This is a genomic window from Bradyrhizobium sp. B097 (genome assembly GCF_038957035.1).
Lineage (GTDB): Bacteria > Pseudomonadota > Alphaproteobacteria > Rhizobiales > Xanthobacteraceae > Bradyrhizobium.
The window spans coordinates 9047022-9061075 of record NZ_CP152412.1 but is presented as its reverse complement, the minus strand read 5'-3'; the positions used below and the strand labels follow the sequence as shown (position 1 = coordinate 9061075).

General features: G+C 64.7%; 9 protein-coding genes. 5 read left to right on the top strand and 4 right to left on the bottom strand.

The genetic code is table 11. The annotated features are described in order from the left end of the window. Positions 1-63 precede the first annotated feature (63 nt). The gene (locus AAFG07_RS41680) at positions 64-1764 is read right to left on the bottom strand and encodes an AMP-binding protein (RefSeq protein ID WP_342725328.1); all 1701 of its coding nucleotides are present in this window, start codon (positions 1762-1764) and stop codon (positions 64-66) included. 266 nt (positions 1765-2030) lie between these two features. Then, the gene (locus AAFG07_RS41675) at positions 2031-3224 is read right to left on the bottom strand and encodes a serine hydrolase domain-containing protein (protein ID WP_342725327.1); all 1194 of its coding nucleotides are present in this window, start codon (positions 3222-3224) and stop codon (positions 2031-2033) included. A 347-nt stretch (positions 3225-3571) separates the two neighbouring features. On the opposite strand from AAFG07_RS41675, the gene AAFG07_RS41670 reads away from it, so the two are divergent. From AAFG07_RS41670 to AAFG07_RS41660, 3 genes are all read left to right on the top strand, one after another. Next, positions 3572-3895 (top strand): hypothetical protein, encoded by a 324-nt coding sequence (locus tag AAFG07_RS41670; RefSeq protein WP_342725326.1) that lies wholly within the window; start codon positions 3572-3574, stop codon positions 3893-3895. 234 nt (positions 3896-4129) lie between these two features. Beyond that, positions 4130-5626, top strand: a complete 1497-nt coding sequence (locus AAFG07_RS41665) for an NAD-dependent succinate-semialdehyde dehydrogenase (RefSeq protein ID WP_342725325.1) — start codon at positions 4130-4132, stop codon at positions 5624-5626. Positions 5627-6313: 687 nt separating this feature from the next. After that, positions 6314-8308, top strand: a complete 1995-nt coding sequence (locus tag AAFG07_RS41660; protein WP_342729399.1) for a TonB-dependent siderophore receptor — start codon at positions 6314-6316, stop codon at positions 8306-8308. Between the two features lie 162 nt (positions 8309-8470). Here the strand turns inward: AAFG07_RS41660 and AAFG07_RS41655 are convergent, their stop codons facing one another. Next, positions 8471-9370 carry an amino acid ABC transporter substrate-binding protein gene (locus tag AAFG07_RS41655; protein WP_342725324.1) on the bottom strand — a complete coding sequence of 300 codons (900 nt, stop codon included), beginning with the start codon at positions 9368-9370 and terminating at the stop codon, positions 8471-8473. Positions 9371-9514: 144 nt separating this feature from the next. Here AAFG07_RS41655 and AAFG07_RS41650 point away from each other — a divergent pair, with 144 nt between their 5' ends. Together AAFG07_RS41650 and AAFG07_RS41645 are read left to right on the top strand one after the other, a co-directional pair. Further along, a complete protein-coding gene (locus AAFG07_RS41650; protein WP_342725323.1) occupies positions 9515-10216 on the top strand; it encodes a GntR family transcriptional regulator in 702 nt (233 codons plus the stop codon). 60 nt (positions 10217-10276) lie between these two features. Then, positions 10277-11647 carry an FAD-dependent oxidoreductase gene (locus AAFG07_RS41645; RefSeq protein WP_342725322.1) on the top strand — a complete coding sequence of 457 codons (1371 nt, stop codon included), beginning with the start codon at positions 10277-10279 and terminating at the stop codon, positions 11645-11647. A 188-nt stretch (positions 11648-11835) separates the two neighbouring features. Here AAFG07_RS41645 and AAFG07_RS41640 read toward each other — a convergent pair whose 3' ends face one another. Continuing rightward, complete coding sequence (locus AAFG07_RS41640; protein WP_342725321.1) at positions 11836-13989, bottom strand: SulP family inorganic anion transporter; 2154 nt, start codon at positions 13987-13989, stop codon at positions 11836-11838. Positions 13990-14054: the final 65 nt, after the last annotated feature.

Genomic DNA, 14054 nt, shown 5'->3' with positions numbered 1-14054 from the left:
GATGTGACTCGCTGAGAGAGCCCCCACCCCGACCCTCCCCCGCAAGCGGGAGAGGGAGAAGAGTCACGCGGTCTTCGCAGCCTTCAATCCCAGCCGCTGCTCGACCGCATCGCGCATCACGAATTTCTGGATCTTCCCCGTCACCGTCATCGGGAATTCCTCGACGAATTCGACATAACGCGGGATCTTGTTGTGGGCGATCTGGCCCTGGCAGAAGGCGCGGACCTCGTCGGCGGTCAATGTCTCGCCCTGTCGGACCCTGACCCAGGCACACAGCTCCTCGCCATAGCGCGCGTCGGCGACGCCGAAGATCTGCACGTCCTGGATCTTGGGATGGCGGTAGAGGAATTCCTCGATCTCCCTTGGATAGAGGTTCTCGCCGCCGCGGATCACCAGGTCCTTGATGCGGCCGACGATGTTGCAGTAGCCCTCGTCGTCGATCACGGCGAGATCGCCGGTGTGCATCCAGCCATTGGCGTCGAGCACCTCGCCTGTCTTTTCCTTTTCGTCCCAATAGCCTGACATCACGCTGTAGCCGCGGGTGCAGAGCTCGCCGCGTTCGCCGCGCGGCACCACCTTGCCGTCGAGATCGACGACCTTGACCTCGACATGCGGATGGATGCGGCCGACGGTGGAGACGCGGCGCTCCAGGGGATCGTCGGTCGCGCTCTGGAAGCTCACCGGGCTGGTTTCGGTCATGCCGTAGGCGATCGTCACCTCGCGCATGTTCATCTCGGTGTTGACGCGCTTCATGACCTCGATCGGGCAGGGCGCGCCGGCCATGATGCCGGTGCGCAGCGACGACAGATCGAAGCGCTTGAACTCCGGATGGTCGAGCTCGGCGATGAACATCGTCGGCACGCCGTACAGCGTCGTGCATTTCTCCTGCGCGATCGTCGCAAGCGTCGCCAGCGGATCAAAACCTTCGCCGGGATACACCATGGTGGTGCCGAGCGTGACCGATGCGAGATTGCCCATCACCATGCCGAAGCAGTGATAGAGCGGCACCGGAATGCAGATGCGGTCCTGCTCGGTCAGGCGCATGGCGCGGCCGGTGAAATAGCCGTTGTTGAGGATGTTGTGATGGGTCAGCGTCACGCCCTTGGGCGAGCCGGTGGTGCCGCTGGTGAACTGAATATTGACCGGATCGTCGAACTGCAGGCTGTCGCCGAGCGCCGCAAGCTGCTCGCGATGGCGCTCCCCGCCCATCTTCGACACCTGCTCGAACGGAATCGTGCCTGGTGCCGCCGGTCCGCCGATCTGGATCACGGCGCGCAGCTGCGGCAGCCGCGCCGAGCGCAGATGGCCGGGCTCGGAGCCCGCAAGCTCGGGCAGCAGCGTGTTCAGCATCTCCATATAGGCCGAGGTCTTGAACGCGGTCGCGGTCACGATCGCGGCGCAGCCGACCTTGCCGAGTGCGAATTCGAGTTCGCTGAGCCGGTAGGCCGGATTGATGGTGACGAGGATCAGGCCGGCTTTCGCGGCGGCGAATTGCGTCAGCGTCCATTCCGGCCGGTTCAGCGACCAGATGCCGATCCGCTCGCCGCGTTGCAGCCCGAGCGCGAGGAAGCCGGCCGCGAGCGCCTCGACGCGGGCGGCGAATTCGTTCCAGGTCCAGCGCACATTGTGGCTCGGCGAGACCAGCGCCTCGCGATCGCCCCAGCGCGCGCGGGCGCGATCGAGGCTGCGGCCGATGGTTTCACCGAGCAGCGGCGTATCGGAAATGCCGCAGACATAGCTGTCTGTCTTGGGTGCGGGTGCCAAGATCGTCCTCCTCGTGGTCGTGTTCGTGTCGCCGCGCTTTTTTTGCGCGATCTTAATCGTTTGGTGCCGGCAGGACAGGCCCGACCTATGGCGGGTATGGACTCGGTTCACCTCTCCCGCTTGCGGGGAAGGTCGACGCGCGTAGCGCGGCGGGTGGGGGTTCTCTCCACGATGTGACTCGCGGTGAAACCCCCACCCCAGCCCTCCCCCGCAAGCGGGAGAGGGAGCGCAGCGTCTTTGGGGTCGCCGATTTGACCCTAGTTACCTCAGGCCGCCCTTTGTCCGCTGCCGGCGTCGAGCCCGGCATAGATGCCCTTCTCGAAGCCCGCGAAGGCCTCCAGGCTGTGCTTGTCGGCGAACGGCAGCAGCTGGGTCAGGATCACGCCGCAGACGTCGCGCGACGGATCGATCCAGTAATAGGTGTTGGCGAGGCCCGCCCAGGCGAGGCTGCCGGCGCTGCGGCCTTCCGGCGTCTTGGCGGTGTTGATCAGGAAGCTCAGGCCCCACTTCTTGACGATGTCGGGCCAGAGATCGACGTCGTTGGTGAACGGCGGCGCCGCTGATGTCATCTTGCCGACGGTGAGATCGCCGATGTGGTTCTGCCCCATCGTCGCGACGGTCTCGGCCTTCAGCACCTGATTGCCGTTGCCTTTGCCTTTGTTGAGGATCATCTGGCAGAACTTGAGGTAGTCGGCCGCGGTCGAATAGAGTCCGCCGCCACCCATGTGGAATTCAGGGTTCTGCTCGAGCTCGAACGGGATCGCCGCAAGCGCTCCGTCCTCGCCGCGCGCATGCATGCCGACCAGCCGCTTGCGCATGTCGTCCGAGATCTTGAAGCCGGTGTCGCTCATGCCGAGCGGCGCGAACATGTTGTCGCGCAGATAGGCGTCGAGCTTCTTGCCGGATGCTGCCTCCACCGCCTTGCCGACGAAGTCGATATTGATACCGTATTCCCAGCGCGTGCCGGGATCGCTCGCCAGCGGCGTCTTCAGTGCGGCATTCGAGCAGGAGATGATCCCGGGCGTACCGGTCTTCTCCATATATTTCCCCATGTCGGCGTTCCACAGGTCGTAGCAGAAGCCGGCAGTATGGGTCATGAGCTTGCGCAGTGTGATCGGCCCCTTGGCAGGCCGCAGCTTCGGCTCGCCCTTGGCATCGAAGCCGTCGAGCACCTGCACGGCGGCGAGATCGGGCAGCAGCTTGCCGATCGGCTCATCGAGCGAGAGCTTGCCCTGCTCGACGAGCTGCATCGCGCCCGCGCAGGTCACCGCCTTGGTCATCGAGGCGATCCAGAACACGCTGTCGGCTGTCATCGGATCGCTCTTGGAAAGGTCGCGCTTGCCGAACGCGCCCTCGTAGATCACGTCCTTGCCGGTGGCCGCGATGGCGACCACGCCGGGAATCTCCTTTGCCTCGCTCTTCTGCCGCAATACCTGATCGATCTGAGCCTTGCTCTGCATTGGGGGCGTCCTCCGGTGGGGTTTATTGTTTTGAAGTGCGGGGATCATCCTCCCGCTTTTCGGCCCCCGCAAGGCGGGCGCGGCTGCGATGATGTCGCGATGTCGTGACAGCCGGCCACTAGGAACGGCCACGCTCAACAGGTGTTCACCACGCGCACAGATTTAGCGGTGGACTCCGGACCAGTCCCGATGACCCGGAAAGGCGGCCACGGTAACGTGATCGGCAGATTGATTTTCGTACCTGATTATTTGCATTAACGCATTCAGATCGCTGCATAAACGGTGCGGCGAATTGGGATGGATTTGACGAAAAGATTCGTCATTTCGCGCCTTGCGGGGACGCAGCAATGATTTCGACATGGAGTGAATGGAAGCGCTATCCGCGGCCGGGCCGCGGCGAGAATATCGAGGCGCCGATCAGCCCAGGTCTCTACGAGGTTCGCTACGCGGGTACCGGCGCCCTGCACTCGTTTGAGGCGGTCGATAATGTCGCCCAGGCGCTGGCGCTGCTGCAGACCAGCGCCAAGTCCTGGTTCGGCCGCCGCGACGCGCGGGCACAAGCCGACCTCGAATACCGGACCTGCGCGACCACGACCAAGGCGGACGCCAAGGCCGCGGCCGAACGCATGATCGGGCGCCGCGAAACCTACATGTCGGGCGGCGCGATCTGACGAACGAATGTCATTCCGGGATGGTCCGAAGGACCAGACCCGGAATCTCGAGGTTCCCCGGTGCGCAATTGCGCACTTGAGGTTCGATGCTACGCATCGCCCCGGAACGACAGTCTTCCGCAACGGAGCCGCGTTTGCGTCCAAGCAGGGTCGCGCTGGCCGCCAGTGCATCGCCGCGGCTTTCCGCCTATATAGGCGGCGAATACCCTCCAAAGAAATTCCAGGAGTAACGCCATGACCCCGCCCGTTGCCGCACGCGCCACGCAAGCCGCAGCATCCTCTCTGCAAAGCCGCCTGAAGGACCCGTCGCTGCTGCGCGACCGCTGCTACATCGACGGCGCCTGGGTCGGCACCCCGGAATTTGCCGTCAACAATCCCGCGACCGGCGTCGAGCTGATCAGGATTCCGCAACTGGGCGCTGACGATACCACCAGGGCCGTCGAGGCCGCCCAGCGCGCGTTTCCGGCCTGGGCCAAGCTGACCGCCAAGCAGCGCTCCAACATCCTGCGTAAATGGTTCGACCTGATCATCGCCAATCGCGAGGACCTCGCGCTGATCCTGACCTCCGAGCAGGGCAAGCCGCTGGCTGAGGCGCTCGGCGAAGTCGATATCGGCGCGGCCTATGTCGAATTCTTCGCGGAGGAAGCGCGCCGCGTCTATGGCGAGACGATCCCGACCCAGCGTCCGGATGCCCGCCTGCTCGCGATCCGGCAGCCGATCGGCGTCTGCGGCGCCATCACGCCGTGGAATTTCCCGAACTCGATGATCACGCGAAAAGTCTCGCCTGCGCTGGCCGCCGGCTGCACCGTCGTGTTGAAGCCCGCCAACGAGACGCCGCTCTCGGCACTCGCGCTCGCGGTGCTGGCCGAAAAGGCTGGCGTGCCAAAGGGTGTGCTCAACATCGTCACCGGCGATGCGCCGCCGATCGGCAAGGTGCTGTGCGAGCATCCGGCGGTGCGGTTCGTCGGCTTCACCGGTTCGACCAATGTCGGCAAGATCCTGTACCGGCAAGCATCGGTTGGCGTGAAGAAGCTCGGCCTCGAGCTCGGCGGCAACGCGCCCTTCGTGGTGTTCGACGATGCCGACATCGATGCGGCGGTCGAAGGCGCCATGGTCTCGAAGTATCGCAACATGGGCCAGACCTGCGTCTGCGCCAACCGTCTCTACGCGCAGGACAAGATCTACGACCAGTTCGTCGAGAAGTTGTCGAAGAAGGTCGCCGAGATGAAGATCGGCGACGGCACCGAGGCCGGCGTGACTCAGGGACCGCTGATCAACATGAAGGCGATCGAAAAGGTCGAGCGGCACATCGCGGATGCGGTGAAGGGCGGCGCCAAGGTCGTGACCGGCGGCAAGCGCTCGGCGCTAGGCCGCAGCTTCTTCGAGCCGACCGTGCTGTCGGACGTGAGACCCGACGCGCTCGTTGCGCAGGAGGAAACCTTCGGCCCGCTCGCGCCGGTGATCCGCTTCAAGGACGAAGCCGATGTGATCGCGATGTGCAACGCCTCGCCGTTCGGCCTCGCCTCCTACTTCTATTCGCGTGACATCGGCCGCGTCTGGCGTGTCGCCGAGGCGCTGGAGTCGGGCATGGTCGGCGTCAACTCCGGCCTGATCACGACCGAGGTCGCACCGTTCGGCGGCGTCAAGGAATCGGGCCTCGGCCGCGAAGGTTCGCGCCACGGCATGGATGAATATGTCGAGATCAAATACGTGATGATGGCCGGCGTCTGATCGCGGAGTGCCGTGTCCCTTCGCTCTCATGGGCGAGGGGACACATGCCGGCGAATCCGTCAGTCGTCATTGTCGATCGCTCCCGGCGGCATTTATCAGGCTGCGACAATTCAGCGCGATCGCCGAATCTATCGTTCCTATCGCGACGACGATTGCGCCAAGAATTGTTCTAATCTCGAGGTTCGCCGTCAGAATCAAGCTGTATACGCGCGACGCCACTCAACGAAGAATAATCGAAACGCGGAATCTTCCGCATCGATGTCGCCTCGCGCAGCAAGCTTCATCCCCTCTCTTAGATGCGTTCTAGTTGGCGTCACAGCGCCTGCTGCTTATGCCCCGGTGGTCGCGCTCGAACTTTGACGATGTTCGAGACGAAACCAAGAAGAATCCGGGGACCTTATGCTCGTCACTTCAAACGTTCCGTGCGCATTCCGACTCGTGTGCGCGTCTCTCCTCCTGACCACGGTCCCTTCGCTCGCACAGTCGCCGGAGCAACCACCTGCAAACGGTGCTGCGCCGCTTCCGCCGGTCGTCGTGGCCGCGCCACAGCATCGCGCCACGCCGGTTCGGAGGCCGTCATCGTCACGGTCGGCGCGTTCGCCGGCATCGCATCAGGCGAGCAGGCGTGAGCACGCGCAGGCACCCGCGGCCACGCCCACAGCCGTCGCGCAGCAGGCGGCGTTGCCCGTGCCCTATATCGGCGGCCAGGTCGCGCGCGGCGGACAACTCGGGCTGCTCGGCAACAAGGACTATATGGATACGCCGTACAGCCTGACGAGCTACACGGAGAAGACGATCCGCGATCAGCAGGCAACCAGCGTTGCGGAAGTGCTGACGAATTCCGATCCGTCGGTGCGCGCTGCGATCGGCAGCAGCAACCGTTACGACGCGCTGACCATCCGCGGCTTCCGGGTCGAGAACAGCGAAATCGCCTTGAACGGACTTTACGGCCTCGTTCCGGCCTATCGCGTCAACCCGGCGCCCATCGAACGTATTGAGCTGCTCAAGGGACCGGGTGCCTTCCTCAACGGGATGGCCCCGCAAGGCAGCATCGGCGGCACGGTCAATGTCGTGACCAAGCGGGCGGCGGAAGACCTCACGCGCCTGACCGCGGGCTACATTTCGGATGGACGTTTCGGAACGGAGCTCGACCTCGCCCGCCGCTATGGCGAACAGAAGGAGTGGGGCGTTCGCTTCAACGGCGGGATCGATGGCGGCAACACCTCGATCGACCGGCAATCCACGCGCAACGGCGTTGGTTCGCTCGGCGTCGACTATCATGGCGAACGCTTTCGCTGGTCCGCGGACATTATCTCCCAGGACGACTGGATGAAGGCCGCCCAGCGTGGCTACACGCCGCTGCCCGGCATCGTCATGCCGAAGGCTCCCGATCCGCGCATCAATCTCGCACAGCCGTTTGACAGTGCGCGCTCGCAGAGCCTGACCGGCTTGACCAGGGCCGAATACGATCTCAGCAACAGCGTCACCGTGTTTGGCGCGATCGGCGCCAACCAGTTCCGCTACGACAAGCAGGAAGATCCCGGCGCGACGATTCTCAACACCGCGGGCGATGCCCTGGGCACGTCTCGATTCCAGACCGGCAAGTCGGAGGGCGTCTCCGGCGAGGCGGGCGTCCGTGCGCGTTTCGACACGGGACCCGTCGGCCACGAGGTCGTCGTCAGCGGCAGTGCGCTCGACCGGACCGATTGGCTCGGCCAGACCAACTACGCGACCTACCTGACCAATATCTACCGACCGACCTTGTTGGCGACCGCCGGCACCCCGGTATCGACCTTCCCGGAGGGCAAGTCGGACTTCCTCGGGCTGCGCAGTGTCGGCGTTGCCGATACCATCACGACCATGGGGGGCATGTTGCAGGTGATCGTGGGCGCGCGCCAACAGCAGGTGATCGCGAGCAGCTTCAATCCCGTCAGCGGGCTGGAAACGACGCACTACGACGACAGCGCAACGTCGCCTTCGATCGCGCTGGTGGTGCGGCCGATCAAGCAGCTCTCGCTCTATGCCAACTACATCGAAGGCCTGACGCCGGGGCCGACGCCGCCTTCGGGCGCGGCGAATACCAATGCGGTGTTCGCACCCTTCAAGACACGGCAGGCCGAAGTCGGCACGAAGCTCGATCTTGGGGGCTTCGGCGCGAGCCTTTCGGCATTCCAGATCAGCCTGCCGAGCGGTGTGATCGATCCCGTCACCAAGATCTACAGCCTCGATGGCCAACAGAGAAACCGCGGTGTTGAGCTCAATACCTTTGGCGAGGTCGCGCCCGGCGTCCGCGTCCTCGGTGGCGTGACCTGGCTCGATGCCCGGCTCACCCAGACGCAAGGCCACCTCTACGACGGCAATCGGGCGATCGGCGCGCCCGACCTGCAGGGCAATCTGGGTGTCGAATGGGATACGCCCTTCGTGCCGGGCCTCACCGCGACGGCGCGCGCCATCTACACCAGCCGGGCCTATGTCAGCGCCGATAATTTCCAGAGCGTCCCCGCCTGGGCGACCTTCGATATCGGTGCGCGCTACGCGACGAGGCTCGCGGGGCGGCCGACCACGTTCAGGGCGTCACTGACCAATCTGTTCGACAAGCACTACTGGATCGGCAATCCAACCGGCTACGTGATCAGCGGCATGCCGCGGACGCTGTGGCTCTCGATGACGGTCGACTTCTAAGGCATGATCCGGAAAAGTGCGAAGCGGTTTTCCGAAAAGATCATGCCCAACAAGTCGGCGAAGCGTCGAAAGGCCGTCGCGCGTCACAAGCTGGTGCCGCGGTGGCCATTCCGTTCTCGCGATTCCGCTGCGAAACATCCGCCGCGCGCCCGCGACTGCCAGTCACACGCCCTTGTCGTTCGGGTTGGCGACGGCGTCCTTCAGCGGCGCCGTCATCGGGAAATTCAGGTTCACGTTCTTCGGCGGAATCGGCCGCGTGAACCATTTTGCGTAAAGCTCCTGGAATTCGTTGTTCTTCATCATGGCAGCCAGCGTCCGGTCGACCAGCGCCTTGAACTCAGGATCGCCCTTGCGGATGATCAGCCCGTACGGTTCGGTGCGCAGGCTGTCGTCGATGATGCGCCAGTCGGACGGATTGGGGCTGCCCGCGATCAGGCTGGCGAGCAGGATGTCGTCCATGACGAAGGCGTCGCTGCGCCCGGTGGTCAGCGCGAGGAACGAGGCGGCATGATCCGGGGTCAGGATGTTCTTGGTCTGAAAGTTCTTCGCCTGGGCGCGCGCGCTCAATAGGCCGATCGAGGTCGATCCCGAGGTCAGCGAGACCGGCCTTCCGCCGAGATCCTCGAAGGACTTGATCGGCGCGTCCTTCTGCACCACCGCGCGGATGCTCGACACGAAGATCGTGGTGCTGAAGGCGACGACTTTCTGCCGCTCCAGCGTGTTGGTGGCGGGACCGCAGACAATGTCGATGGTGCCGTTCTCGATCAGCGGTATCTGGGTGGAGAGCTGGATCGGCTGCAGTTTGGTCTGCAGCGCCGGCAGCTTGAGCTCGCTCTTCACCGCCTCGACGATCCGCGCGCAGAGGTCCATCGCGAAGCCGACCGGCTTCTGGTTGTCGTCGAGATAGGAGAACGGGACCGAGACGTCGCGATGCCCAAGCCGGATCTCGCCGATGTCGCGGATCTTGGCCAGCGTGCCGCCGGGCGATTGGGCCTGCGCCGGGACGGATGCCGTCGTCGCAAGAAAGGCCAGGTAGATCAATCGCTTGAATGCTTTGTTCATCAGGTGCTCGCGGACGTCGGCAGAATTGGATACAATAGGTCAAGATTTTATACACAGTATTGCATAATCGGCAATCTGATTTTATACAATCGTGGCCAAGTCGGATACCTCGGCTTGATGCCAGCGAGAGAAGAGAGAAGCCGGATGGAACCAGAGACCGCCGCCAGCCATCGAGGGGCCGGACCTCACGGTTCCGCGCCGGACGCAGTGCGCGAGGCGCTGCGGGCCGCGATCAGCTCGGGCGAGCTCGCGCCCGGACTACAGCTCCGCCAGGACGAGCTTGCTGCCCGGTTCGGCACCAGCCGCATCCCGGTGCGCGAGGCGCTGCGCCAGCTCGAGGCCGAGGGTTTTGTGACCTTCCTGCCCAATCGCGGCGCTGTCGTCTCCGACCTGTCGATCGATGAGGTGATCGAGCTGCTCGAGATCCGCATCGCACTCGAATGCCACGCGTTGCGATTAGCGATTCCCGCCATGGGTGAGATCGATCTCGAGGCGGCGACGAAAATCCTTCGTGCCTACGACGCCGAGCCTGATCCGGCGCAATGGGGCGCCTTCAACTGGAAATTCCACGCCACGCTCTACGCGCCGTGCAACCGACCGCGCCTGCTCAGCATGATCGAGGCGAATTACGGCCACGTCGGCCGCTTCACGCGGGCGCTGGTGTCGCAGGCGACCGGCAAGGAGCGTCCGCAACGCGAGCACTACCGGCTGCTCGAATTCTGCCGCGACGGCGAGGTCAAGAAGGCCGTCCGCCTGTTGCGCGATCACATCGAGGAGACGCAGAAGACGCTGCGCTCGGCGCAGCGCCAGGCGGTGCGCGATGCGAGCCCCGAACGCCCCGCCTGATTGCCGCACGGACGAATTGAATCATCGCAGGCCCTGCTGCGGGCGCTTGGGAGATACCGCGTGAAGACCAATGACGTCGAAATCCTGGTGATCGGTGCCGGCATCGTCGGCATCGCCACGGCCTATTACCTCGCCGTCCAGCACGAGCGCTCGCGCCTGTTGATCGTCGACGAAGGCCAGCCGATGGCGCTGACCTCGGCGCAGTCCGGCGAGAATTACCGCAACTGGTGGCCGCACCCGACGATGGCCGATTTCACTGATCATTCCACCGACCTGATGGAGGAGATCGCGCACCGCAGCGACAACCGCATCCACATGACGCGGCGCGGATATCTTCTGGTCACGCGCGAGGAGAAACCTGAGGAATTGCTGCAGCAGCTCTACGCCGGCTATGGCGCGCAAGCTGCGAAGCTGATCCGCCTGCATGAAGGAGCGAGCCGCGGCTACATGCCGCCGCATTCCGCGGACTGGCAGAGCGCACCTGACGGTGTCGATGTCTTGCGCGGCCGCGATCTGATTCAGCAGCATTACCCGACCTTCGATCGGGAAGTCGCGACCGCGCTTCATATCCGCAGGGCAGGCGACATCAGCGGCCAGCAGCTCGGCCAGTACATGCTGGAGACGATGCGACCGCTCGGCGCGCAGTTTCAGCAAGCGAAGGTGGTCGGCATCGTAAAGACCGATCGCTTCACCGTCGATGTGCTGGCCGATGGCGCGCGACAGACCATCAAGGCCGACATCATTATCAATGCCGCGGGGCCTTTTGCCGCGGATGTCGCGGCGATGCATGGCGAGCAGCTTCCGATCGTCAATGTGCTGCAGCAGAAGATTGCCTTCGCCGATCGCAACCGCGCGGTCGATCGCAAAATGCCGTTTGCGATCGATCTCGACGGCCAGACGCTGGCGTGGTCCGACGACGAGCGCGAGGCGCTGTCAACGGCGCCGGAATTCGCGCGGCTGCTGGCGCCGATGCCGGGCAGCATCCATTGCCGGCCCGACGGCGGCGACCACGGCGAGTGGATCAAGCTCGGCTGGGCCTTCAATGCCGAGCAGACCACGGCGCCAGTGCGCGAGCCGGAGCTGAATCCGTATTTCCCCGAAGTCGTGCTGCGCGCGGCGAGCCGGCTGCAGCCGCGCCTCACGCAGTATCTCGGCGCGCTGCCGCGCGACCGCGTGCACTATGGCGGCTACTACCCGATGACGAAGGAAAACTGGCCGTTGATCGGCGCGGCGAAGACGTCAGGCGTGTTCCTCGCCACCGCGCTGTCGGGCTATGGCACGATGGGCGCCTGCGCCGCCGGCGATCTCTGCGCCCGCGCCGTGGTCGGCGCGCCGGCACCCGAATTCGCCCGCAGCCTCTCGCTCGCGCGCTATGACGACAAGGCGCTGATGGAGCAGCTCGCTGCGAGCGAAAGCAGGGGGCTGCTGTAGTATATCCGCGTTCTCGCTCCACCTCTCCCGCTTGCGGGGGAGGTCGCATCGCGTCGAAGACGCGGTGCGGGTGGGGGCTCTCTCCACTGGACGACTCGTGGTGAAACCCCCACCCCAACCCTCCCCCGCAAGCGGGAGAGGGAGCCGAATCCCGCCGTGGCTGACGGCGAAACTCGCCTCGTCGCTTGCTACCGCCGCAGCACCGCAATGGTACGATTCGCAAACGTCAGCCGCTCCGCCATCACGGACACGAAATACGTCAGCAGCTTGTGGCTGAGTTCGGGGTCCTCGTCACGGATCGCCATGAACTGGTGGGTGTTCAGCACATAGAGCACGCTCGCCGTCTCGGCCTGGATGGTCGCGCTGCGCGGGGTGTGCGCGACGAGGCCCATCTCGCCGATCGTGGTGTAGCGGCCGAGGCTGCGCACCCGCGTAGAGCGGCCGTCGTCGGCGGGCACCATGATGCCGACGCGGCCGTCCAGGATAAAGTGCATGGAATCGGCGGCGTCGCCGGCGCGCACGATGACCTCGCCGGCGTCGACCTCGATGCGCTGGCAGCGCCGGATCAGGGCGTCGGCGTCGCCCTCGCTGTCGAGCAGTCCCGTGAACCAGCCGCGCAGGTCGGCCTCTTCCTGCGCAAGTTCTTGGTGCTGCGCGATGATCTGGTTCTCGCACCATTCCTGTGCATGGTCGAGCTCGTCAATCACGGTGACGCCTTCGGTGATGAAGTCGCTGGCGCGCAGCACCTGCTCGGCCTTGGTGGACAAGTGCACCAGCACCAGCTCGACGCCGACCTCGTGCGCGCTGCGCTTGATCTGCGCAAAGCTGTAGACCGCCGATGAATCGACGCCGGTGACGAGCTTGAAGTCGAACAGCAAATAGCGGCACTCCGGGTGCTCGCGCAGCAGCGCCTTGACGTGCTGGTAGAGCCTGTTGGCGGAGCCGAAGAACAGATAGCTCTGCAGCGTCAGCCCCTGGATCTTGCCGCCGTGCGCTTGCAGCACATCCCGGTCGTCGCGCGAGCGGTCCAGCGAGCTGCGGTATTCCGAGCCGTCAAAGCCGTATTTGATCGCCTCGACCCGCGCCGCGCTGAGCGCAAAGGTCGCGCAGCCGATGATGATGCCGATCAGGATGCCGGGCACGAAGCCCCAGGCTACGATGATGACGATGATCGCGAGCAGCGACAGATACTCGGTTTGCGACAGCCGCTTGCGCGATTCGATCATCCATTTGTGCAGCTGGTCGGCGCCGAGATAGATCAGGAGGCCGCCGAGCACGAATTTCGGCATGTAGCCGAGCAACTGCGGCGCTACCGCCAGCATCAACAGCGAGATCGCCGCAACCGTCAACCCCGACAGCCGGCCGCGCCCGCCGCTGGAGAAATTCAGAATCGAGCGGCTGACCGAAGTGCAGCCGGCATAGCCGGCCAGCGCGCCGGTCAAGATGTTGGCGAAGCCGGTGATGTTGAGCTCGCGCTCGAGGTTGGCCTCGCGATGCACCGCGACCTCGATGCCGGTGGTGTTGAACAGCGTGCTCGCCGCCGTGACAAAGACGACGGCGACCATGTTGCCGAGCAGGTCCGGCACCGCCGACCACGGGTACTGCGCAAGCTCGGCCGCGTGCCACGGCAGCCTGAAGGTCGATGCCGGCGGCGGCGCGAAGGTCCAGCCGGTCAGGTGGGCTTCCTCCGGCGTGATGCCGATGATCCAGAATGCGAGATGCGCCACGATCACGCCGGAGACCAGGATGATCGGCAGGCCAAACGGGGTGCGCGAGCGATGCCAGGTCAGATACAGCACCAGCGCCATCGCGCAGGCGGCGCTCAGCTCGGAGATCGTGATGATATTCGTGAAGTGGAAGAGCGTGTTGAGCTGCACGGGGTAACCGGTGATCACCCTGATTGCGCCCAGCACGATCAAGAGGCCGGTCGCGCCGAGGAATCCGCCGACCACGGGATAAGGCACGTAGCGGATGGCGCGGCCGAGCCGCGTCAGCCCGAGGCAGCACAGCACGATGCCGGTGACGATGGTCGAGAGCCCCAGCGTGATCAGCACCGGCGTCAGCAGCGGCGCCGCCGGGTTGGCGGCGCTGATGCGCTCGACCAGCGAGGCCATCAGGATCCCCGTTACCGCCGCGGTCGAGCTGTCAGGGCCGGCGACCGCGAAGGGCAGCGAGCTGCCGAGCGCAATCAAGGTCGCAAGCACCGCTGAGGAGATGAATGTCGCCGCGACGCCGTATGACAGATAGGGCGACAATGGCCCGGCGAAGATCAGCAGCGCGTAGGACAGGCCGAACGTGATGCCGAGCACGCTGGCCGCGCCGCCGCCGATAACGTCGTGCATGGCCCGCCGCGCGCGCGAGCCGAAATAAAGCGATCGACTAATCACGTTGAAAAATGTCCTGAAAC